A 21,893-nucleotide genomic window follows, 5' to 3' on the forward strand; every position below is an offset into this window, starting at 1 on the left:
ACGGGTCCGCCCAGGCGGTGACGGTGACGCCCTCGCTGCCGGCGGTGACAGCGGGCGGTCCCCGTCCGCACGGTGACGGTGGCGTCTTCGCTGCCGGCGGTGACGGCGGACGGCTCCGGACACCTTTATCCGTGCTGGCGGCCCGAGTCCGCGTATGGACACGCGGACCGACCACCTCGTCGACCTGCGGCGCGACCTCCACCGCCACCCGGAGCCGGCGTGGTGTGAGTTCTACACGACGGCGCGCGTCGTCGAGGAGTGCGAGCGGATCGGCGTCGACGACCTGTCCGTCGGCCGGGACGCCGTCGACCCGGACGCGCGGATGGCGGTGCCGGACGACGAGACCCTCGAGGAGTGGCGCCAGCGGGCGCGCGAGGCGGGCGCCGACGAGGACGTCCTGGCGCGCACGGAAGGCGGCTGTACGGGCGCCGTCGCCGTCCTCGAGCGCGGCGACGGGCCGACGGTCGCCCTGCGCGTGGACGTCGACGCGCTCCAGATCACGGAGGCAGACGGCGACGACCACCACCCCGCTCGCGAGGGGTTCCGCTCCGAGCACGAGGGGTTCATGCACGCCTGCGGCCACGACGGCCACGCCACCATCGGCGTCGGCGTCCTGGAAGCGGTCGCCGACAGCGACTTCTCCGGGACGCTGAAGGTCGTCTTCCAGCCGGCCGAGGAGCGCGTCGGCGGCGGGAAGGCGGTCGCGGAGAGCGGTCACCTCGACGACGTCGACTACCTGTACGCCGTCCACCTCGGCCTCGACCACCCATCGGGGGAGGTGGTGGCGGGCGTCGACGTCTTCCTCGCGGTGAGCCACGTGCTCGCGGAGTTCGCGGGCGAGTCCGCGCACGCCGGCGCCCACCCCGAGCAGGGCCGCAACGCCGTGCAGGCGATGGCGACGGCGATCCAGAACCTCTACGCGATCCCCCGCCACGACGGCGGCGCGACGCGCGTGAACGCGGGGCGCGCGGGCGGCGGCACCGCGACGAACGTCGTCCCCGAGGACGCGTTCGTCGAGGGCGAGGTGCGCGGCGAGACCACCGAGCTCATGGAGTACATGAAGGAGAAGGCCCACCGCGTGCTGCGGTCCGCGGCCGAGATGCACGACTGCGAGGTCGCCGTCTCCACGGAGGGCGAGGCGCCGAGCGCGACCAGCGACCAGGCGCTCGTGGACGTGTTCGCGCGCGAGGCGGGGGGCGTCGACGGCGTCGACCGCGTGGTCGAACGGGACGCCCTCGGCGGCAGCGAGGACGCCACGTACCTGATGCGTCGCGTCCAGGAGAGCGGCGGGGAGGCCTGTTACGTCTGCGTCGGCACCGACCACCCCGGCGGCCACCACACGCCGACGTTCGACGTCGACGAGGACTCCCTGTGGGTCGGCATCGACGGGCTCTCGCGGTCTGTGCTGTCGGTCGCGGCCGAACGGCCGTAGCGTCACCAACACAAGCGCGCCGAACGGCCGTCGCGCCTCACCGGGACGCGGCCGCCCAGCCGTCGCGTGGACGCCCAACAGTCGCTTGGACGCCCAGCAGTCCCCTGGACGCCCGGCCGTCGCGTGGACGCTCCCGTCCGGTTCCGGCGACGCCGGAACCACCACAATCCCCTTGTAGATAGTTGGCGAACAGATGTTACATGGACGACACGCTGACTCGTCGCGGATTCCTCGCAGCGGCGGCCACGGCCGGCGGCCTGGCGGCGGCGGACGACGCGGCCGCCCAGGCGGACACGGTCACCATCGACATGACCGACGACCTCGTGTTCGACCCGGACGAGGAGGCCGTCGCACCCGGCACGACGGTCGTCTGGGAGAACGTCGGCAACGTCGGTCACTCGGTCACCGCCTACGAGGACGACATCCCCGAGGACGCGGAGTTCTTCGCGAGCGGCGGCCTGGAGTCGGAGTCGGCCGCGCGGAACGCCTACCCCGAACAGGGCGACGTCGTCGGCGGCGATTCCTACGAGCACACCTTCGACGTCGAGGGCACGTACGAGTACTTCTGCATCCCCCACGAGTCCGTCGGGATGGTCGCGACCCTCGAGGTCACGACCGACCCCGGCGAGGACGGCGGGTTCGTGTCCATCGTGCCCGCGCAGGCACAGCGGCTGGCGGTCTGGGCGGTGGCGGCGCTCGTCGGCGTCCTCGCGCTGGCGTGGGCGCTCCTGAAGTACGGCGGCGAGTACGGCGAGTCGGGCAACGAGTGAGCAGAGAACCCGGGGCCCGTCGGAACGGGGCCACCGGAACGGGAAAGTCGGAGGGGGGTGGGCGCAGCGACCGCCCCGTCGCTGCCGCCCACGCGACTGCAGCGGGAACGCCCACAAAAACGTTTCCGGGCGAGTATCAGCACCGAGAATCGCGGCACGCGGCGACAGCACGCGGCGACAGCACACGGCGACAGCACACGGCGGCGACGCGCGTCGAGCTGCCAGTACTTGCGGTCCGCGCCGGCCGCGGCCCGCGTCGACGGAGTCAGTACTTCGGGTCCGCGCCGGTGACGGCGTAGACGTCCTCCATGATGTCGTCGCGGCGGGCCTGCCAGTCGGCGAGGGCGTCCGGGCTCGAGGGGTAGTCCTCGTAGTGGTCGAGGAGTCGGTCGGCCTGCTGTTTGGTCTTGTAGAAGTTCCAGATGTTCGACCAGTAGCCGAACGACTTCAGCGCCGTGACGAGCTTCAGCCGGAGGCCGAACTGCGCGCTGCCGCCGTAGAGGGCCTCGGCGAGCTTCTCCCCGGGGAGCGCCGCGAGCAGCCCCATCAGGTCGTCGACGTCCACCGCGGTCGAGAGGACGTTGTAGACGTCGAGGGCGGCGTACCGCGCGCCGTAGTGGTCCATCACGCGCTCGTTGTACGCCCAGAGCGCGTCCTCGGAGACGTCGCCGGCCTCGATGGCCTCGATGGCCTGCTCGCCGGCGTACTTCCCCGCGTACGCCGCGCCCGCGATGCCGCCGCCCGTGGTGGGGTTGACGTGGCCGGCGGCGTCGCCGACCGCGACGAACCCGGGCGCGGTCGCGGAGTCGTACGGCCTGCGCGTCGGCAGCGCCGCGCCGAGCTTGTCCCGCACCTCGGCGCCCTCGAACTCCGGCCGGTGCCGGAGGTCCCGCTTCAGGTCGTCGACGAGCTGCATCGGCTCCTCGTTCATCTGGAAGCCCAGGCCCGCGTTGATCTCCGTGCTCGTCCGCGGGAAGTACCAGAGGTAGCCGGCCGCGCGCTCGGTCGGCTTGAACACGAGCGCGTCGTCCCACTCGACCGGCTCCGGGACCTCCACGATCTCGCGGTACGCCGAGCAGAACTGCGAGTACGAGACGTTGGTGTCGAACGTGGCGCCCGAGAGGTCGGCCTTGTCCTGGAGGATGGAGAGCGCGCCCGCCGCGTCCACGACGACGTCCGCCTGGAACTCGTGGACGTCGCCGTTGCGCTTCCCCGTGATGCCGGTGACCGTGCCGTCGTCGGCCTGCAGGACGTCCTGGACGACGACGCCGTAGTGGAAGTCCGCGCCCGCGTCGCCGGCGCCGTCGATGATGCAGCGGCCGTACTCCCAGCGGTCGATGACCGCCAGCTCGCCGGGCACCGGGATCTCGAGGACGGTGTCCTCCTGGGGAATCTCGAAGCGACCGTGGTCGACGCCCGTGTTCGTGAACGCCGGCTCCAGCCGGGACTTCGGGATGGCCTCCGGGAACGCGTCCGCGCCCTTCAGCGCGTCCCCGCAGGCGATGTGGCCCGCCTCCGCCTCGGACTTCCGGTCGACGACGGCGACGTCGTAGCCGGCGTCCGCCACCGTCGCGGCGGTGTAACAGCCCGCCGTGCCGGCCCCGACGACGGCGACGTCGTACTCGTGGGTGGTCATACACCCGGGTTCGCACCCGCGAGGAAAACTCTTTATGCACCGTTCCGTCGCCCGCTCGGCGACAGGTCCCGCGCCCGGGGCCCGCTCCGCCGCTATCTGTCGGCTCGCCGGGGACAGCGCGGAGTAAAGAGTTTTCCCGGCGCCCGAACAACCCCGAGCCATGACCGACTACACCGTCGAGTTCGTCGGCACCGGCGACGAGATCGAGGTGGCCGACACGCAGACGATCCTGAAGGCGTGCCTGGAGGCGGGCATCGCCCAGGAGTACTCCTGCCGCGTCGGCATGTGCCTGGCGTGCTCCGCGGAGATCGTCGAGGGCGAGGTCACCCAGCCGGCGGCCCGCGGCCTCACCGACGAGGAGGCCGAGGAGTACGCGCTCACGTGCATGGCCCGCCCCCAGTCGGACCTGAAACTCGACCGCGGGAAGTACCCGCCGAGCATCGAGGCCGACGTCGACGCCACCGCCGAGCAGGCGGCGGCCGACGACGACTGACGGCCGCGAACGCGCCCCGTCGCTCTACTCCGCCGCCGACCACTGGCGGTCGCCGTGCGTCGCTCTACTCCGCCGACGACACCGCGCAGTTGTTCGGACCGCGCTCCAGTTCCAGCGTGTCCTCGTCGACGGCGCGCTCGCCGAGGTTGACCGCGACGACCGCCTCGAAGTTCGCGGGCCGCGGCGGCAGGTCCGTGGTGAGCCGGTCGACGAACGCGTCCCGGTCGAGGGCCGCGAGGTCGAGTCGCTCGCGGACGTCGCCGAGCGACCGCGCGAACCCGCCGTCCGGTCCGCCGCGGTCGGTGTCGGCCTCGACGTGCCCGGGGAGCACGCGCGTCCCTTCGGGGAACGCGAACACGACGTCGTGCAGCGAGTCGTACTGGCGGGCGGCGAGGTCGCGGGCGCGGTCCGCGTCCTCCAGGTCGGGGCGGCCGACGCCGTCCAGGAACAGGCAGTCCGCCGTGAGGAGGTCCCCACCCCACTCGAGGACGACGAGCTCCGTGGTGTGGCCGGGCGCGCGGTGGACGCGGACGTCGCGGTCGCCGACCGCGAGGGCGTCGCCGTCCGCGACCAGGGTCGCGTCGTAGCCGAGGCCGCGGTCGGCGGCGCCCTCGGGGAGCACGCGCTCCGCACCGGTCTCGTCGGCGAGCGCCCGGACGCCCGAGACGTGGTCGGCGTGGACGTGCGTGTCGACGGCGGCCGCGACGGCGAGACCGCGCTCCTCGGCCGCGGCGGCGTACGCGCCGGTCGCCGCCGCGAGCGGGTCGACGACCGCGGCGTCGCCGCCGTCGTGGAGGAGGTACGAGAGACACCCCGACGACGGGCGTTCGAACTGCAGGACGCCGTCGCCGAGGTCGTGGACGACAACGAGGTCCGCCCACGCGTCCATGCCGCCCTCGAGGTTGACGGCGTCCACGCCCGCCTCGCGGAGCGCCGCGGCGACCTCGTCGCTCGCCTCGCCGACCGCGCACACGGCGACGACCGGTTCCTCGAGGTCCTCGGGCACGAGGTCGGCGGGGTCGCCGCCGACGCCCGCCGCCACGAACTCGGCGTAGGGGACCTGGCGCGCGGTCACGCCCGGGCCGTCGACGTGCCACGCCTCGAACTCGTCGCGGTCGCGGACGTCCAGCACGGAGACGCGGCCCTCGCGGACGCGGTCGTACAGCTCTCGCGGAGCGACGGATGGCGCCGACATGCCGCCGACTACGCGGGCCGCGGGCAAAAACTCACGTCCACCGCGCGCCAAGCCGGTCGCATGGACGCCGACGACTTCCCGGCGCGCGTCGAGACCGAGCGACAGACGGAACTGGACCGGCTCGGCTCCTCGAAGCGCCTCGTCGCGCTCACCGCCGCGACCCTCGACGACGAGACGGTGCTGTGCACCGCGGCCGCCAGCGAGGCCGCCGCGGCGAGCGTCTTCGCGGACTGGGCGGCCGACGCCGACGGCGACGCCGCCGACGCGTTCGCGGCGATGGCCGACACCGAACGCGACCACTACGGGCGCGTCGCGGGCGAACTCGGCGCGGACGTCGACGCCGAGGAGGGCGCCGTCCACGAGTTCCTCCGCGACCTCGACGCGACCGTCGAGCGCGCGGGCGGCGTCGTCGGGCGCGGCCTCGTCGCGGACCGCACGCTCACGCAGTTCGTGAGCTACTTCGTGAACCAGGCCGACGAGGCCCGGGCCGACCTCTTCCGCGACCTGACCGCCGAGACGGCCGCCGACACCGAGCGCGCCGTCGACCTGCTCGCCGCGGCGGCGGACAGCGACGAGGACTGGGAGCGCGCGCTCGAGGCCGCGGTCGGCGCCGTCGACGCCGCCTACGAGGAGTACGTCGACGCCCTCGAGGCCGTCGGCGTCGACGCGAAGTCCGTCTGCTGAGGGCGGCCTCGCTGGCGGCTGCTACCTGCCCCTGGACGCGGCCGCTACTTGCCGTTCGAGATGGTCGTGTGCGCGCCGATGAGCGCGCCCGAGAAGTCGATGTTCTCCAGGCGGGTCTGCTCGTCGATGATGGAGTCCCGGACGTCGCAGTCCCGCAGCGTCGCGTCCGGGAAGACGACGGTGTTGTCGACGCTGGAGTTCACGAGCTCCGCGTTCCCCATGACGTGGACGTTCTCGCCGATGGTGGTGTTCTCGACGGTGGCGTCGTCGCTGACGAGGTTCTCGCCGCCGAGCTTCCAGCGCACCGCCTCGAGGTACGACTCCGGCGTGCCGATGTCGAACCACGCGCCCTCGAACGTGAACGCGTACACCGACTGGCGGGCCTGGAGCCACTGCACGAACCAGCCCGGCTCGTCGGGGTTGCCGTCCTCGGCGAGGTAGGTCTCGATGTCGTCGACGACCTCACGGGGGTACGCGTAGCACGCGATGGAGACGAGCGTGCTCCGCGGGTCGTCGGGTTTCTCCTGGAAGTCGACGACCTCGTCGCCCTCGAGCTCGACGAGGCCGTAGGACTTCGCGCGCTCGAGGCTGCCGACGTCGTAGGCGGCGATGGTCGGCGCGTCCCGCTCGGCGAAGAAGTCCACGAACTCCGCGATGTCGAAGGAGATGAGGTTGTCGCCGGCGACCACGACCAGGTCGTCGTCGACGTCCTCGCGGTCGACGAGCTGGGCGAGCGCGCCCATCACGCCGAACTTCTCGTTCTCCGCGGTGGTGTCCTCCACCGTGAGCGTGGGCTTCTCGAACTCGCTGTCCGCGAGGTACGCCTCGAAGTCGTCGGCGAACCGCTCGTTCGTGGAGACGTACACCTCGTCGATGCGGTCGTCCGCCTCGAGGTCCGCGAAGATCTCGTCGACGACGGTCGACTCCCCGACCGGGAGGAACATCTTCGGCCGGTGTTTCGTGATCGGCCAGAGGCGCGTCGCGTACCCGCCGGCGAGGACGACGGCTTTCATGCACGGACGGTTCTTCGCGTCCGATAAGTCCTTTTTCATCCAGCCTGAGGCTTCGAGTATGGACGACCAGACGACGCGCCGACGGATGCTGGACGCGCTCCGCGACCGCCCGGACACGCCCAGCGGCCTCGCGGAGGCGTTCGGCGTGTCCCGCGGCACCGCCCTGACCCACGTCCGCCACCTCTCGGAGACCCTCGACGGCACCGACGAGCAACTGCTCGTGAAGCCCCCGGAGTGCCGCGAGTGCGGTTTCAGCGACTTCGACGACCCCGTGAACGTGCCGTCGCGGTGCCCCGAGTGCAAAAGCGAGAGCGTCGAGGAGCCAGCGTTCACCGTCGAACCCGTCGAGTAGCAGCGGCGTCGTCCGACCGGAGACAGCGACGTCGCCGTCCCGCCGTCAGAAGCCGAGGCGAGCGCCCGGGTCCGTCGAGAGGTCGGCGGGGTCGCCGGCGTCGGCGCCCGTCCGCACGAACTCGTAGTCGTCGTCGACGAGGTAGACGTCGCCGTCCCTGACGTCGACGGCGACGGGGTCGAGTTCCGCGCCCTCGCAGGGGCCGTGCGTGCAGACGCCCGTGTCCGCCTCGAACGTCGCGGCGTGCTTCCGGCAGACGACGTCGCCGTTCCGCAGCGGCGCGCCGTCGCCGGTGTCGAGTTTCACGTCCGTCCAGTGCATGCAGTAGTTCAGGAACGACGACACCGTCCCGTCCGAGAGCGACAGGAGAATCGCCTCCCGGTGCTCGCCCGCGTCGTCGGCGACCGTGTACAGGAACGTGTCGTCGGCCGGCACCTCGTCGACGGCGGCGATGCGCTCGGCTCCCATCGCCGCCGAGTATCCGGTCCGCGGCTTTCAGCGTATCGGAACCGGGCGGCGGCCGCGAGTCGGCGACGGCGAGACGACGGTGGGAGTGTCCCGCTCGACGGTCGCCTCGAGGTCGCTCGAGACGGTCAGTAGTGACGCCCCTCGACTTCCTCCGCGAACGCGCGCGCGAGTCGCGCGCCGACCTTGCACGTCGAGTACGTGGTGTCGTCGTAGGCGGCGACCGGACGGACCTCCCACGTGGTGTTCGTGAGGAAGACCTCGTCGGCGCTCCGGAGGTCGGCGGGCGCGTAGTGGCCCTCCTCGACGGGGACGCCGAGGTCGTCGGCGAGTTCGAGGACCGCCCAGCGCGTGACCCCGGGGAGGACGTCGAGGTCGAGACTCGGCGTGTGCACGACGCCGTCGTCGACGAAGAAGACGTTGCTCGTGGCGCCCTCGGTGACGCGGCCGCGGCTGTCGAGCAGGACCGCCTCGTCGGCGTCGCCGGCGTCGATGCGCGCGAGCACGCCGTTGAGGTAGTTGTGGGTCTTCGCCGTGGCGGGGACGGCCTCGTGGCGCACGCGCTCGACGTCGACGGTCGCCGCGGTCGCGGGCTCGTCCCAGACGCGCTCGCCGTCCACGCCGCCCCGGGGGAGCGGTTCGGTGACGACGACGACCGTCGGGTCGACGTCGTCGCTCGGCGCGAGTTTGCCGGGCTGGACGCCGCGCGTGACCGCGAGACGGATGTAGGCGTCCGCGAGGTCGTTCGCGGCGAGCGTGCCGTGGACGCGCCCCCGGAGCTTGCTCTCCGTGAGCCCGTGGTCGAGGGAGAGGGCCTCGCAGGTGGCGCGCAGCCGCTTGTAGTGGGCCGCCCACGCGAACACCTGGCCGCCGTACGCGCGCAGCGTCTCGAAGGCGGCGTCCCCGTACTGGAAGCCGCGGTCGCGGACGCTCACCGACGCGTCCTCCGCTGCCACCAGGTCGCCGTCTACGTTGTACAGCATGTGTCGATGAACCCTCGCAGGAGTCGGTCGCCGGTCGGCGTGAGGATGCTCTCCGGGTGGAACTGGACGCCCGCGTGCGGTCGGCTGCGGTGCCGGACCGCCATCACCACTGACTCGCCGGGGTCGTCGCCGGCGCCGCTGTCGCCCGCGCCGCCGCGGTCCTCGACGGTCCAGGCGGTCGGCACCAGCGAGTCCGGCAGCTCGCGCTCCGGGACCGCAAGCGAATGGTAGCGGCCGGCGCGGATGCGCTCGGGGAGCCCGGCGAAGACGCCCTCGCCGTCGTGGCGGACCACCGAGGGCTTGCCGTGGACGACCGACGGCGCGTGCTCGACGGTGGCGCCGTTCGCCGCGCACAGCGCCTGGTGGCCGAGGCAGACGCCGAGCGTCGGGTACTCGAGGTCGCGGAAGACGGGGACGGAGACGCCCGCGTCGGCCGGCGTGCCCGGTCCCGGCGAGACGACGACGCCGTCCGGGTCGAGCGCGCGGACGCCGTCGACGTCGACCTCGTCGTTCCGGCGAACGACGACGTCGACGTGCTCGCCGACTGACTGCACGAGGTTGTACGCGAACGAGTCGTAGTTGTCCACGACGAGCAGTTCCGTCACGGGTCTCCCTCCGCGGCGGCGTCGCCGACCGCGAGTTCGTCGTCGGCGCCGAGCGCGTCGTCGACGGCGTTCACGAGCGCGCGGGCCTTGTCGAGGGTCTCCTCGTACTCCGCACCGGGGTCGGAGTCGTGGACGACGCCGGCGCCGACGCGCAGGTGGTACTCCTCGCGGTGGCGGACGAGCGTCCGGATGACGATGTTGAGCGTGGCGTCGCCGTCGAACCCGACGGCCGCCATGCTCCCCGTGTAGGGGCCACGCCGGGTGGCCTCCACCTCGTCGATGATCTCCATCGTCCGTGGCTTGGGCGCACCGGTGATAGTTCCACCGGGGAACACGGCGCCGACGACGTCGGCGAGCGAGCAGTCCGCGCGGCGGCGCGCCGTGACGTCGCTGACGAGGTGCATCACCTCGCTGTACCGGTCGACGCGGCGGTACTCGGCGACCTCGACGCTGCCGTACTCCGCGACCTTCCCGAGGTCGTTGCGCTCGAGGTCGACGAGCATCGCGTGCTCGGCGCGCTCTTTCTCGTCGCTCGTCAGGTCCGCCTCCAGGTCGTCGTCGGCGGCCGCGGTGTCCCCGCGGGGTCGCGTGCCGGCGATCGGCTCCGTGCGGAGGTCGCGGCCGCGGACCTCCAGGAGGAGCTCCGGGCTGGCGGACACGAGGTCGACGCCCGGGAACTCCACGAGCCCCGAGTACGGCGCCGGGTTCGCCTCGCGGAGCGCCGCGTACGCGTCGACGGGGTGGACGCTCGCCGGCGCCTCGAGGCGCTGGCTGACGTTCGCCTGGAACGTGTCGCCGTCCCTGACGTACTCCTTGACGGTGCGGACGCGGTCCTCGAACGCCGACCGACCGCACGCGCTCTCGAAGCGCGCGCGGTCGTCGGTCGGCGGCGCGCCCACGCCCGGGTCGCCGTCGCGGACGCGCGCCGCGAGCCCGCGGACGGCCGCCTCGCCGGCGTCGAACGCGTCGTCCGCGCTGTCGTGGTCGGCGATGGCGACGTTCGCGACGACCCGGAGGTCCTCGCCCGGTTCGAACGGCTCGCGCCACGCCGCGACCACGGGGTAGACGCCGAGCTGGAGGCGCGGCAGGCCGCGGTCGTCGACGGCGTCGCTCGGCAGGGCCTCGAGTTCCCGGGCGACGTCGTAGGACAGCCAGCCGAACAGCCCGCCGGGGTGGGGGACGTCGCAGCCCGCGCGGACCACCTCTGCGCCCGTCTCGTCGTCGAGCACGTCGAGGGCGCCCGACTCCTCGGGGCCGACGGCACGGAGGGCGGTCGGCGCGACGCCGAAGTACCCCCAGCCGTCGCTCCCGCCGGTCGTCTCGTAGTAGAACGACGGGTCGTCGCCGCGAGCGCGGCGGTACGCCGCGAACGGGTCCTCGACCGGCTGCCGGCCCTCGACGACGACGCGCGCCCCGTCGGCGGCCTCGCCCGCGGCTGTCAGGACGTCCGCGCGGTCCGTCGCCAGGCGGAGCGTGCGCTCACCCATGCGTCGCTGGTGCGCCCCGCCCGGCCGCGTCCGGACGTCGTGGAGCCATCAGTTCCGGTCCCGGGCGGACTCCACCCAGCGACCGACGCGCTTCGCGGACAGGTCCGTCGCCTCGGCGACCTCCTCGGGGTCCGCCGCCGCGAGGTCGGCGACGGTCTCGACGCCCGCGTCGGCCAGGCGCTCGGCGTACGCCGGCCCGATGCCCTTCACGCTGCTGACCGGTTCGGCCTCGCCGCCCGAGGGTTCCGCGTCCGCCTCGTCGTCCTCGCCGCCGGACGGTTCGGCCTCCGCGTCGGCTTCCCCGTCCTCGCCGCCGGACGGTTCCGCGGCCGTCTCGTCGTCCTCGCCGCCGGTCACGGCTGCCTCGGCGGGTTCTGCGGCGCGCGTCGGGTCCTCGGCGTGGTCCTCGTCGACGAGCGACTCCGTCGACGCGGCCGCGTCCGTCTCCGCGGCGACCGGGTCCTCCTCGCCCGCGTCCTCGTCGGCGGGCGCGTCCGCTTCCGCTGCGGCCGCGTCCGCCTCCGCGGCGCCCGAGTCCGCCTCGTCAGTCGCCTCGGTTCCGGCCTCGTCGTCGCCGCCGGTGTCCGCGTCCTCGACGGCGCGCTCGGAGTCGGCCGACGGTTCGCGCTCGACCGTCACGTCGACGCCGCTGCCCCGGGACTCGCCGTCTCCGTCCGCGCCGAGCAGCGACTTGAGTTTCGAGAGCAGTCCCATCGTCAGGCTATATCCCCCGCCCGTACTTAAACGTGCCCGCGGCGAGACGGCCGTCGCGGGTCACCCGGGCTCCTCGCGCTCCCTGGTCACTCGGCCGCGTGGCGCCCCGCAGTCACAGCCGCTCGCGCAACACCGCAGTCACAGCCGCTCGCGCAGCGCCGCGTTCATCGCGGCGACCGGCGCGTCCAGCCCCGTCCACAGCTCGAACGCCTCGACCCCCTGGAACAGCAGCATCCACGCGCCGTCGATGGTCGTCGCGCCGGCGTCGGCGGCGTCCCGGAGGAGGCGCGTCTCCAGGGGCGCGTACACCGCGTCCAGCACCGCGAGGTCCGCGTGGAGCGCGGTCGCCGGCACGGGCGACTCGTCCGCCTCCATGCCGACGCTGGTCGCGTTCACGAGGACGTCGGCGTCCGGGACGAGGTCCGGGAGCGCGTCGAGGCCGTGGGCGGACGCCGCGTCGCCGACGTCCGCCGCCAGCGCCGCCGCGGTCTCGACGGTCCGGTTCGCCACGCTGACCGACGCGCCGGCGTCCGCGAGCGCGAACGCCGCCGCGCGCCCGGCGCCGCCGGCCCCCACGACGACCGCGTCCCGGTCGGCGAGCGCGACGTCGTGGTGGCTGAACGACCGTCGCACGCCCGCCGCGTCCGTGTTGTGTCCCGTCGGCGCGTCCCCGGCGAAGTCGACCGTGTTCACGGCGCCGACGCGCGCCGCGAGGTCGTCCGGCTCCACCAGCGACAGCACGTCCTGCTTGAACGGGATGGTGACGTTGAGGCCGGCGACGCCGAGCGCGTCCGCGCCGTGGACGGCCGCCGCGAGGTCGTCCGGCGACGGCTCGAAGGTCACGTACCGCGCGTCCAGGCCCAGTTCCGCGTACGCCGCCTCGTGCATCGGCGGCGACAGCGAGTGCTCGACCGGGTTCCCGAGGAGACCGAATACCTGCACGCGCCGACCGAGGGGCCGCGAGCTTATAACTGATTGCGACACCGAACGGTTTTTGCCCGGGCGCGATTTCCCGGCGGTATGGCCGGCACACTCGCCGTCGACGCCACGGTCCTGGTCGTCGGCATCCTCCTGCTCTACGTCGGCGCGGAGCTGCTCGTCTCCGCCGCCTCCGCGCTCGCGCTCTCCCACGGCGTCCGCGCCGCGACGGTCGGCGTCACCGTCGTCGCGTTCGCCACCACGGCGCCGGAGCTGTTCGTCAGCTCCATCGGGGCGCTCACGGCCTCCGACGGCATCGCGCTCGGGAACATCGTCGGGTCGAACATCGCGAACATCGGGCTCGTGCTCGGCGCGTCAGCGCTCGTCCGCCCGATGGAAGTCGACGACGCGACGCTGTACCAGCACGGCCCGTTCATGTTCGCGGCCGCCGTCGCGCTCGTCGCCCTCGGCCTCGACGGCAGCATCGGCACCCTCGACGGCCTCGCGCTGCTCGCGCTGCTCGCCGCGTTCACCGGCTACCTCTACTACAAGGCGAGGGAGGGCGACGCCGCGCTCCCCGAGGAGATGGAAGTCGACGACGCCTCGATGACCGCCGGCGCCCGCGAGTACCTCACGCTGGCCGCGGCCATCGTCCTCCTGCTCGCCGGGTCGCGGGCGCTCATCGACGGCGGGCGCGGCGTCCTCCTCGCGTGGGGGTTCGGCGACCTCTTCATCGGCCTCACCATCATCGCGTTCGGCACGTCCGTCCCCGAGCTGGCGACGTCGCTGGTGAGCGCGTACCGCGGCGAGTCCGGGTTCTCCGTCGGGAACGTCGTCGGGTCGAACATCTACAACGTCCTCGCGGTCATCGGCGTCGTCGCCGTCGCGGTCCCCATCTCCGTCGAGCAGTCCACCGTCAGCTACGAGTTCCCCGTGCTGCTCGCGTTCACCGTCGCCGCGCTCGCCATCATGGCGCTCGGCGACCGCATCACGCGCGTCGAGGGCGTCGGCCTCCTCGCGGGCTACGTCGGCTTCCTCTACTTCCTCCTGCCGTAGCCCGGCGTCGCGGCGCGCCGTCGCTCGCCGACCGGCGAACCGGGCCGGGAACGGCAGTCGTTTTACCGGCGACTCCCTACGCCCGGCCGTGATCGGAATCGTCGTGAGCGAGGCCGACGAGGCGTCCGCCCACATCGGCGAGCTCCTCCTCGACGTCGGCGACTTCCGGCGGGTGGGCGACGGCGTCTACCGGACCGAGGGGTTCGAGCTCCGGGAGTTCGGCGAGCGCCACATCGACATCGAGGACCCGGCGGCGGCGTTCGACGACCCCGGGTTCGTCGTCGTCGTGTCGCGGCACGCCGGCGACACCGGCCCGCTGCTGACCGCCCACCACACGGGGAACTTCGGCGACGCCGAGTACGGCGGCGAGGACCGCTCGCTCGCCGAGGCGTGCCCGAACGCCCACAAGCGCGTCGTCGCGGCGCTCGCCGAGCACGCGCCCGAGGGCTACCAGGTCGGCATGGAGTGCACGCACCACGGCCCGACCGAGGTGAGCGCGCCGTCGATGTTCGTGGAGGTCGGGAGCGCCGCGGAGCAGTGGCGCGACCCCGAGGGGGCGCGAGCGGTCGCGGAGGCAGTCCTCGACCTCCGCGGCGTCGACCCCCACACGGAGCGGTCGCTGGTGGCGTTCGGCGGCGGGCACTACGCGCCCCGGCCGACGCGCATCGTCGAGGAGACCGACTGGGCGGTCGGCCACGTCGCCGCCGACTGGTGTCTCGAGGACCTCGGCGACCCGCGCGAGCACCGCGACGTCGTCGAGCGGGCGTTCGACGCGAGCGGCGCCGAACGCGCGGTCGTCGACGGCGACAGGCCCGCGGTGGAGGCGGTCGTCGACGACCTCGGCTACCGCGTCGTCAGCGAGACGTGGGTGCGCGAGACAGACGGCGTCGACCTCGGCCTCGTCGACAGCCTCGAGCGCCACGTCGCTACCGTGGACGACGGCCTCCGGTTCGGTGACGCCGCCGTCGGCGCCGACCCGGCCGAGTACGTCGTCGTCGCCCTCCCCGGGACGGTGCTCGACGCCGCGCACGCGGCGGACCCGGACGCCGCGGTCGCCGCCGCGAGCGAGACGGCGCTGGCGTACCGCACCGAGGAGAACGGCAACCGCCTCACCGGGACGGCGGCGTTCGCGGACGAGGCCGCCTACGAGTCCTTCTGCGACCTGCTCGCCGACGTCCTCCGCGAGGACTACGACGACGTGGCCCGCGAGGACGGCAGACTGACGGCGCGACGCGAGGCGTTCGACCCGGTCGCCGCCACGGAACTCGGCGTCCCGGAGGGCCCGAAGTTCGGCCGCCTGGCGTCCGGCCGGTCGGTCGAGGTCGACGGCCACGAGGTGCGGCCGTCGGACGTCGCGAAGACCGAGACGGTGACGGTTTCGCTGGGGCTCCGCGAGCGGGCGCGTGAGCGCGTGCGACGCCCGTCCGACGCCGAGGGGAAAGGTAATTAAGCCTCACACGCTACCCGTTACGCAACAATGGACTCGATTGTACAGGACGCCATCGACGAAGCCGAGGGCGAGGACTCGGCTTCGGACTCGGGTGACGTCCAGTCGACGGGGGCGTCCCCGGGGTCGAGCGTCCCCACGGGCGAGATGACCGACGACGAACTCGAGGACGTCCTCCAGGAGCTCCAGACGAACATCACGGTGGTCGGCTGCGGGGGCGCCGGCTCGAACACCGTCAACCGCATGTCCGAGGAGGGCATCCACGGGGCGTCGCTGGTCGCCGCGAACACGGACGTCCAGCACCTCGTGGAGATCGACGCCGACACGAAGATCCTCATGGGCCAGCAGAAGACCCAGGGCCGCGGCGCGGGGTCGCTCCCCCAGGTCGGCGAGGAGGCCGCCCTGGAGTCCCAGGACGAGATCCGGGACTCCATCGACGGCTCGGACATGGTGTTCGTCACCGCCGGGCTCGGCGGCGGCACCGGCACCGGCTCGGCGCCCGTCGTCGCGAAGGCCGCCCGCGAGGCCGGCGCGCTCACCATCGCCATCGTCACCACGCCGTTCACCGCCGAGGGCGAGGTCCGGCGCACGAACGCCGAGGCGGGCCTCGAGCGGCTCCGCGACGTCGCCGACACGGTCATCGTCGTCCCGAACGACCGCCTGCTGGACTCGGTCGGGAAGCTCCCCGTCCGCGAGGCGTTCAAGGTCTCCGACGAGGTGCTGATGCGCTCGGTGAAGGGCATCACGGAGCTCATCACGAAACCCGGGCTCGTCAACCTCGACTTCGCCGACGTCCGCACCGTCATGGAGAAGGGCGGCGTCGCGATGATCGGCCTCGGGGAGGCGGACTCCGACGCGAAGGCCGCCGACTCCGTGAAGTCGGCGCTGCGCTCGCCGCTGCTCGACGTCGACATCTCCTCGGCGAACTCCGCGCTCGTGAACGTCACCGGCGGCCCCGACATGTCCATCGAGGAGGCCGAGGGCGTCGTCGAACAGCTCTACGACCGCATCGACCCCGACGCCCGCATCATCTGGGGCACCAGCATCGACGAGGACCTCGACGGCGAGATGCGCACGATGGTCGTCGTCACCGGCGTCGACTCCCCCCAGATCTACGGTCGCAACGAGGCCGCCCAGCCCGAACCCGAGCCGGACGGCGGCAACAGCGACATCGAGGACATCGACTACGTCGAGTAGCGGGCCGTCGGCCCGGCGCCGACCGTCCAGCATCAATAGATAAAAGAGCGCTCGCCGATTCTACTCGGGCATGGACGTTCCCCTAGAGCTTTCCGCGTACACGCGCGTGCTCCGCCTCGCCAGCACGCCGTCCTGGGAGGAGTTCTCCCAGATCGCGAAGATCGCCGGTGCGGGCATCCTGCTGGTCGGCCTGCTCGGCTTCATGATCTTCCTCCTGATGGAGGGCGTCACGTCGGTGATATAGATGGGTATCTACGCCGTCAAGACGACCGCCAGCCAGGAGCAGACCGTCGCGAGCATGATCGCGAACCGCGAGGAGGACGAGATCCACGCGGTGCTCGCGCCGGACGCGCTCACCAGCTACGTGATGGTGGAGGCCGACGACTCCGCGGTCATCGAGCGCGTGATGGACGAGATTCCGCACGCCCGCAGCCTCGTGCCCGGCGAGTCCGGCATCGGCGAGGTCGAGCACTTCCTCTCCCCGAAGCCGGACGTCGAGGGCATCGCGGAGGGCGACATCGTCGAGCTCATCGCCGGCCCGTTCAAGGGCGAGAAAGCCCAGGTGCAGCGCATCGACGAGGGCAAAGACCAGGTCACCGTCGAGCTGTACGAGGCGACGGTCCCGATTCCCGTGACGGTGCGCGGCGACCAGATCCGCGTGCTCGACAGCGAGGAGCGCTGAGGAGTTTTCGACGTCCCGTTCCCGTCGCTCACTCGGTCTGCGGTTCCACGATCGTGTTCTCGAGGGTGCCGACGCCCTCGTAGGTGATCTCGACGGTGTCGCCGGGTTCGACGAGCCCCGGGTTCGCGGGGCTGCCGAACGCGACGACGTCGCCCGGCCGGAGGATGAACCGCTCGGAGAGGAACGAGACGACCTCGGAGGGGTCGAACAGCATCTGTGCCGTGTTCGCCTCCTGGCGGCGGTCGCCACCGACGTCGGTGTGCATGTCGATGCCCGTCGGGTCGACGTCCGTCTCGATCCAGGGGCCGAGCGGGCCGGAGGCGTCGAAGGCCTTCCGCGCGGTGCGGCCGGGCTGGTCGAGCGCGTCCAGGTCGTTCAGGACGGTGAAGCCCCGGAGGACGTCCGGGACGTCGGCCGCGGCGACGTCGCGGCATCGCTCGCCGACGACGGCGGCGAGCTCGCCCGCGTACGTGAGTTCGTCCGTCCACGACGGGTACGGAATCTCGGCGCCGTGGCCGACCACCGACACCGGTGGTTTCACGAAGAAGTCGGGCTGGTCGGGGCGGTCGTAGTCCATCTGGTCGAGGGTCGCGGCGTAGTTCCGGCCGACGCAGTACACCGCCGAGGGCTCGCAGGGCGGCGCGAGGTGGCCGTCCTCGCCGACCGCGTACTCAGTGCCGTCCGCGACGACGACGCCGTCGCGGTACTCGCCGTCGACGACGCCGTCGCCGGTCCGGAGTCGCGCGAGTCGCATACGTGGCCGTCGCGGCCGCTGGCCAAGTCGATTACGGACTCCACGCGGCGGAGACGGTTCAGCTGGTGGTGGCGGGCGCGACGTCGCTGGCGTCGACAGCGTCGGGGGTGTCCTCGCCGAGGAGGTCCGCGAGGACGTCCGGGTCGAGGGCGTCGCCGACCTCCTCGAGGACGCGCTCGCGTTCGCGGATCGCGGCGGCGTCGCCGTCGTAGAAGCGGACGTACTCGGCGCGAGTGTGCTCGTCGAGGCCGTGCTCGATGGCGAAGTAGCCCTCGGGGACGGACTCGCCGCAGACCTCGCACTCGTGGGGGTCGTGGTCGGCGACCTGGTGGGCGAGCAGCGCCTCGACGCGCTCGAACGTGGACCCACAGCCGACGATTGCACACTCCCACCCGGTCATGGGCGCGTATACCCCGAGCGTGCAGATAAAGTTTGTGTCGGTATTCCGGGAACTGAACCGCCGCCGTCGGCCAGATGTCAGCCGCCCGTCAGACGAATTCTCGATACTGACACCGACTTAGGCCGCCGTTAACGCCCGCGATTCCTGGCCCGAGAGCGCGTCCAGCCGACGCCCGGAGCCGGACCTACGCCCCTTCAGTGTCCCCGAACGCAGCGCGTTCCGGCGAACGACCCGCTACTGCTCGCCAGACTGCCGGAACTCGGAGAGCTCCGACGACTGGCTCGGTTCACTCGCCAGACTGCCGGAACTCGGAGAGCTCCGACGACTGGCTCGGTTCACTCGCCAGACTGCCGGTAGATGAGGTTCCGCTGGATCTCGTTGGCGCCCTCGTAGACGACCGGGATGCGGACGTCCCGGTAGACGCGCGCGATGCGGCGGTCCGCGAGGACCGAGCGGCCGCCGTGGAACTGCATGCCGCGCTCGGCGTTCTGGACGGCGACCTCCGTGGACTTCGTCTTCGCCATCGCCGCCCAGAGGCCGGGGTTGTCGTAGTGTTTCACCTTCTCGGCGGCGCGGTAGTTCAGCGCGCGCGCCGCCTCGAACTCCGTCCGCATGTCCGCGAGGCCGTGCTGGACCGCCTGGAAGTCCGCGACGTGGCGGCCGAACTCCTCGCGCTCGTGGACGAACGCCCAGGCCTCCTCGAGGGCCGCCGCGGCGAGCCCGAGGCCGTGGCCGCCGACGACGACGCGGCCGTGGTTGAAGAAGTCCGCGAGCATCATGAAGCCGGCTCCCTCGCTGCCGATCAGGTTCTCCCCGGGGACGCGGCAGTCGTCGAGGACGACGTGGGCCTGCTTGGACGCGCGCATCCCCATCTTCTCGGGGATGTGCTCGGCGTCGTAGCCGTCGGCGTCCGTCGGCACGGCGAACAGCGAGTAGTTCATGTAGCGGTCGTCGGTGTCGCCGGTCTTCGCGTACACCGTCACCCAGTCGGCCTCCACGCCGTTCCCGATCCAGTACTTCTCGCCGTTGAGCACGTACCCGTCGCCGTCCTCCTCGGCGGTCGTCTGCATGCCGGCGAGGTCCGAGCCGACGTCGGGTTCGGAGACCGCGAGGCCCGTGAGCTGGTCGTTCTCGGCGACCGGCCGGAGGAACCGCTCCTTCTGGTCGTCGGTGCCGTACTGCTCGAGGATCTCGGCGCCGAAGCTCGCGAGCTGGAGGGTCAACGCGATGCCGGCGTCCGCGCGGTAGAACTCCTCCGCGACCGCGAGAATCTGGGCGAGGTCGAGGCCGCGGCCGCCGTACTCCTCGCCGACGTCCTGCGCGACGAGCCCGGCGTCCATCCCGGCCTCCAGCACCTCCCAGGGGTACTCGCCGGACCGGAAGTACGCCTCGGCGTTCGGGGCGATGTGCTCGGCTGCGAACTCGCGGGCCTCCCGCTTGACGCCGCGGGCGTGCTCGGGGACCACGTCCTCGGACAGCAACTCGAGGCTCATACGGGAGCGTGGGGACGCGGACGGATAAGCGCCGCCGAACGCCCGACCGCGCGGGCGGAGTTTACTCGGCGGTCGAACCGTAAACCGCTAAACCTCGGCCCGCCAAGCGTGCGCTCGTGCCGACGACACGGGTCGACCTCCACGTGAAGGTGCTCGACGACCGGGTGGTCCGCCGCGCGAAGGCCGCTGGCGTCGACGTGCTCGTGTACGCGCCGCACTTCACGCGGCTGCCCGACGTCCGGGAGCGCGCGGCGGCGTTCTCCGACGACGACCTGCTGGTGGTGCCCGCGCGGGAGGTGTTCACGGGGTCGTGGCGGGACCGCAAGCACGTGCTCGCGGTCGGCCTCGACGACCCGGTGCCGGACTTCGTGACCCTGGACGGCGCGTTCGCCGAGTTCCGCCGACAGGACGCCGCGGTGCTCGCGCCCCACCCGGGGTTCCTGAACGTCAGCCTCGACGCCGCGGACGTCGAGCGGTTCCGCGACGACCTCGACGCGGTGGAGACGTACAACCCGAAGCTTCTGGGGTACCACGCCGAGCGCTCGCGGTCGCTCGCGGACGCCTACGACGTCCCGGCGTTCGCGTCCTCGTACGCGCACCGCCGCGAGACGGTCGGCGGCGTCTGGACGGAGTTCGACGCCGCCGTCGACGACGAGGCCGACCTGGTGGACGCCCTGAAATCGGGCGTCGACCGCCGGACGTACGTCGGCCGGTCGCCGCGCCACCGGACGCGCGCGCTCGTGGAGAAACTCCACCTCGCCTACGAGAACACCTGGGAGAAGGTCGACCGGATTCTGCTGTCCGGGATGGAGCCCACCCACCCCCGCCACATCGCGTACGGCGGCGACTTCGACGACGTCGCCGTCTACTAGACGAGGCCGACGGCGACGCCGAGGACGTTCCGGACGGCGTCTGTCGGGAGGTACTGGGGGGCGACGTGGACGGCGGCGGCGAGCACCGCGAGTTCGAGCAGCGTGATGGCGACGGTGACGGTGCTTGCGTACTTCGAGACGGTGGTGACGCCGACGGGGAGGCCGTACTCGCGGTCGGACAGCGGGTAGAACAGCGCGATGCCGCGCTTGCTCCCGACGACGTCGAGGACGTAGTGGGTGGCGACGCCGATCCAGACGTACTGGAGGTTCCCGAAGTACGCCGGGAAGACGTACAGCAGCGCGAGCACGGGGAGGTTGTGGAGGGTCTTGCGGTGCTTCCCGAAGTCGGTGTCGACGTCGGGGAACAGCGCGCCGAGCACGACCGGGATGAGGACGGCGGCGACGGTCTCGATGGTCTCGACGCCGCCGGAGGGGTAGAGGACGTAGCCGAGACCGATGGCGAGCAGGATGCCGTTGAGGACGTGGTCGCCCTTGTTCATCGGCGGAACCCAGCACCCCGGGTCACGTCACGGTTTTGGTCCCCGACGGGGAGCGGGTGGCGTGACGCACGCGCGGCCGGACGGCGGGCGTGGCGCACGAACGCTCGAACGACTAGCGTCGCGCACGCGCGGCCGAACGACGGGCGCGGCGCACGGCCGAACGACGGTCGGACTCTCAGTCGCCGCGTGCGGCCAGCTCCTCGCGGAGCTTCCGGAGCGCGCGCCGCGCGATCTGTTCTTTGACGGCGCGGCGGCCGCCGTCGAACTCGCGGCGCTCGACCGTCGCGTAGCTCGCTCCCGTCCCCCAGTCGCCGGCGTACGCGACGCCGACGAAGACGGTGCCGACGGGCTTCTCGTCGGTGCCGCCGGACGGCCCGGCGATGCCCGTGGTGGCGACGCCCCACGTGGTCCCGGCGACGTCCCTGGCGGCGCGTGCCATCTGCCGCGCGACCGGTTCGCTGACCGCGCCGTGTTCGTCCAGGGCCTCCCGGGAGACGCCGAGTTCGAGTTTCGCGTCGTACGTGTACGTCACCAGCGACCGGTCGAAGTAGTCGCTGGAGCCCGGGACGTCGGTGAGCAGCGACCCGACGAGCCCGCCCGTGCAGGACTCGGCGGTGGCGACGGTGTGGCCGGCCGCGGCCAGTTCGTCGTTCAGCACTTCCTCGATGGGCGGGTCGGCGGCGTACTCGCGCATACGCGCCGCTACCGCGCCGCCACGCATGAAGGTGGTGGCGTCGTCGGCGAC

General features: G+C 72.4%; 25 protein-coding genes. 11 read left to right on the forward strand and 14 right to left on the reverse strand.

Annotated elements, in window-relative coordinates; genetic code table 11:
- Positions 1-154 precede the first annotated feature (154 nt).
- Both U5911_RS01355 and U5911_RS01360 read left to right on the forward strand, forming a co-directional pair.
- Complete coding sequence (locus U5911_RS01355) at positions 155-1,432, forward strand: amidohydrolase (RefSeq protein WP_336034628.1); 1,278 nt, start codon at positions 155-157, stop codon at positions 1,430-1,432.
- A 200-nt stretch (positions 1,433-1,632) separates the two neighbouring features.
- Positions 1,633-2,202: a plastocyanin/azurin family copper-binding protein gene (locus U5911_RS01360; RefSeq protein ID WP_336034630.1), complete on the forward strand. Its 570-nt coding sequence runs from the start codon at positions 1,633-1,635 to the stop codon at positions 2,200-2,202.
- A gap of 265 nt (positions 2,203-2,467) precedes the next feature.
- Here the strand turns inward: U5911_RS01360 and U5911_RS01365 are convergent, their stop codons facing one another.
- Positions 2,468-3,838: a geranylgeranyl reductase family protein gene (locus U5911_RS01365; RefSeq protein ID WP_336034632.1), complete on the reverse strand. Its 1,371-nt coding sequence runs from the start codon at positions 3,836-3,838 to the stop codon at positions 2,468-2,470.
- A gap of 160 nt (positions 3,839-3,998) precedes the next feature.
- Here U5911_RS01365 and U5911_RS01370 point away from each other — a divergent pair, with 160 nt between their 5' ends.
- The gene (locus U5911_RS01370; protein WP_336034634.1) at positions 3,999-4,331 is read left to right on the forward strand and encodes a 2Fe-2S iron-sulfur cluster-binding protein; all 333 of its coding nucleotides are present in this window, start codon (positions 3,999-4,001) and stop codon (positions 4,329-4,331) included.
- Between the two features lie 64 nt (positions 4,332-4,395).
- Here the strand turns inward: U5911_RS01370 and U5911_RS01375 are convergent, their stop codons facing one another.
- On the reverse strand, positions 4,396-5,526 hold the full coding sequence (locus U5911_RS01375) for an MBL fold metallo-hydrolase (RefSeq protein WP_336034636.1): 1,131 nt from the start codon (positions 5,524-5,526) through the stop codon (positions 4,396-4,398).
- 60 nt (positions 5,527-5,586) lie between these two features.
- Here U5911_RS01375 and U5911_RS01380 point away from each other — a divergent pair, with 60 nt between their 5' ends.
- Positions 5,587-6,210, forward strand: a complete 624-nt coding sequence (locus tag U5911_RS01380) for a rubrerythrin family protein (RefSeq protein WP_336034638.1) — start codon at positions 5,587-5,589, stop codon at positions 6,208-6,210.
- A 44-nt stretch (positions 6,211-6,254) separates the two neighbouring features.
- On the opposite strand, the gene U5911_RS01385 is transcribed toward U5911_RS01380, so the two are convergent.
- Positions 6,255-7,223, reverse strand: coding sequence for an NDP-sugar synthase (locus tag U5911_RS01385; protein WP_336034640.1), 969 nt, complete (start codon positions 7,221-7,223; stop codon positions 6,255-6,257).
- Between the two features lie 58 nt (positions 7,224-7,281).
- Between U5911_RS01385 and U5911_RS01390 the strand changes: the two genes are divergently transcribed.
- Positions 7,282-7,575, forward strand: coding sequence for a transcriptional regulator (locus tag U5911_RS01390; protein WP_336034642.1), 294 nt, complete (start codon positions 7,282-7,284; stop codon positions 7,573-7,575).
- Between the two features lie 45 nt (positions 7,576-7,620).
- Here U5911_RS01390 and U5911_RS01395 read toward each other — a convergent pair whose 3' ends face one another.
- The 6 genes from U5911_RS01395 to U5911_RS01420 form a co-directional block, all read right to left on the reverse strand.
- Complete coding sequence (locus tag U5911_RS01395) at positions 7,621-8,043, reverse strand: Rieske (2Fe-2S) protein (RefSeq protein WP_336034644.1); 423 nt, start codon at positions 8,041-8,043, stop codon at positions 7,621-7,623.
- A 125-nt stretch (positions 8,044-8,168) separates the two neighbouring features.
- The gene (locus U5911_RS01400) at positions 8,169-9,023 is read right to left on the reverse strand and encodes an aminotransferase class IV (protein WP_336034646.1); all 855 of its coding nucleotides are present in this window, start codon (positions 9,021-9,023) and stop codon (positions 8,169-8,171) included.
- Complete coding sequence (locus U5911_RS01405; protein ID WP_336034648.1) at positions 9,008-9,628, reverse strand: anthranilate synthase component II; 621 nt, start codon at positions 9,626-9,628, stop codon at positions 9,008-9,010. The genes U5911_RS01400 and U5911_RS01405 overlap by 16 nt, the downstream gene beginning before the upstream one ends.
- Positions 9,625-11,115, reverse strand: a complete 1,491-nt coding sequence (pabB, locus tag U5911_RS01410; RefSeq protein WP_336034650.1) for an aminodeoxychorismate synthase, component I — start codon at positions 11,113-11,115, stop codon at positions 9,625-9,627. The genes U5911_RS01405 and pabB overlap by 4 nt, the downstream gene beginning before the upstream one ends.
- Positions 11,116-11,163: 48 nt before the next feature.
- The gene (locus tag U5911_RS01415) at positions 11,164-11,829 is read right to left on the reverse strand and encodes a helix-hairpin-helix domain-containing protein (protein ID WP_336034652.1); all 666 of its coding nucleotides are present in this window, start codon (positions 11,827-11,829) and stop codon (positions 11,164-11,166) included.
- Between the two features lie 138 nt (positions 11,830-11,967).
- Positions 11,968-12,771 (reverse strand): shikimate dehydrogenase, encoded by an 804-nt coding sequence (locus tag U5911_RS01420; RefSeq protein ID WP_336034654.1) that lies wholly within the window; start codon positions 12,769-12,771, stop codon positions 11,968-11,970.
- A gap of 78 nt (positions 12,772-12,849) precedes the next feature.
- Between U5911_RS01420 and U5911_RS01425 the strand changes: the two genes are divergently transcribed.
- The 5 genes from U5911_RS01425 (at position 12,850) to U5911_RS01445 (ending at position 17,129) form a co-directional block, all read left to right on the forward strand.
- Positions 12,850-13,803, forward strand: coding sequence for a calcium/sodium antiporter (locus tag U5911_RS01425; protein WP_336034655.1), 954 nt, complete (start codon positions 12,850-12,852; stop codon positions 13,801-13,803).
- A gap of 88 nt (positions 13,804-13,891) precedes the next feature.
- Entirely contained in the window at positions 13,892-15,253 is a 1,362-nt protein-coding gene (locus U5911_RS01430; protein ID WP_336034657.1) for a D-aminoacyl-tRNA deacylase, read from the forward strand.
- A gap of 27 nt (positions 15,254-15,280) precedes the next feature.
- Positions 15,281-16,447 carry a cell division protein FtsZ gene (ftsZ, locus tag U5911_RS01435; protein WP_336034658.1) on the forward strand — a complete coding sequence of 389 codons (1,167 nt, stop codon included), beginning with the start codon at positions 15,281-15,283 and terminating at the stop codon, positions 16,445-16,447.
- A 70-nt stretch (positions 16,448-16,517) separates the two neighbouring features.
- Complete coding sequence (locus U5911_RS01440) at positions 16,518-16,691, forward strand: protein translocase SEC61 complex subunit gamma (RefSeq protein ID WP_336034659.1); 174 nt, start codon at positions 16,518-16,520, stop codon at positions 16,689-16,691.
- Positions 16,692-17,129, forward strand: coding sequence for a transcription elongation factor Spt5 (locus tag U5911_RS01445; RefSeq protein WP_336034661.1), 438 nt, complete (start codon positions 16,692-16,694; stop codon positions 17,127-17,129). It abuts the gene before it with no gap.
- A gap of 28 nt (positions 17,130-17,157) precedes the next feature.
- On the opposite strand, the gene U5911_RS01450 is transcribed toward U5911_RS01445, so the two are convergent.
- From U5911_RS01450 to U5911_RS01460, 3 genes are all read right to left on the reverse strand, one after another.
- The gene (locus U5911_RS01450; protein WP_336034663.1) at positions 17,158-17,883 is read right to left on the reverse strand and encodes a fumarylacetoacetate hydrolase family protein; all 726 of its coding nucleotides are present in this window, start codon (positions 17,881-17,883) and stop codon (positions 17,158-17,160) included.
- Between the two features lie 58 nt (positions 17,884-17,941).
- Positions 17,942-18,283 carry a DUF7565 family protein gene (locus U5911_RS01455; RefSeq protein ID WP_336034665.1) on the reverse strand — a complete coding sequence of 114 codons (342 nt, stop codon included), beginning with the start codon at positions 18,281-18,283 and terminating at the stop codon, positions 17,942-17,944.
- A 335-nt stretch (positions 18,284-18,618) separates the two neighbouring features.
- Positions 18,619-19,776 carry an acyl-CoA dehydrogenase family protein gene (locus U5911_RS01460; RefSeq protein WP_336034667.1) on the reverse strand — a complete coding sequence of 386 codons (1,158 nt, stop codon included), beginning with the start codon at positions 19,774-19,776 and terminating at the stop codon, positions 18,619-18,621.
- Between the two features lie 116 nt (positions 19,777-19,892).
- On the opposite strand from U5911_RS01460, the gene U5911_RS01465 reads away from it, so the two are divergent.
- Positions 19,893-20,648 (forward strand): PHP-associated domain-containing protein, encoded by a 756-nt coding sequence (locus U5911_RS01465; protein ID WP_336034668.1) that lies wholly within the window; start codon positions 19,893-19,895, stop codon positions 20,646-20,648.
- On the opposite strand, the gene U5911_RS01470 is transcribed toward U5911_RS01465, so the two are convergent.
- A complete protein-coding gene (locus U5911_RS01470) occupies positions 20,645-21,148 on the reverse strand; it encodes a metal-dependent hydrolase (protein WP_336034670.1) in 504 nt (167 codons plus the stop codon). The genes U5911_RS01465 and U5911_RS01470 overlap by 4 nt on opposite strands.
- Before the next feature lie 175 nt (positions 21,149-21,323).
- Positions 21,324-21,842, reverse strand: a complete 519-nt coding sequence (locus U5911_RS01475) for a CinA family protein (RefSeq protein ID WP_336034672.1) — start codon at positions 21,840-21,842, stop codon at positions 21,324-21,326.
- Between the last annotated feature and the right edge of the window lie 51 nt (positions 21,843-21,893).

This window comes from Halobacterium yunchengense, from assembly GCF_037031165.1.
Classification (GTDB): Archaea; Halobacteriota; Halobacteria; order Halobacteriales; family Halobacteriaceae; genus Halobacterium; species Halobacterium yunchengense.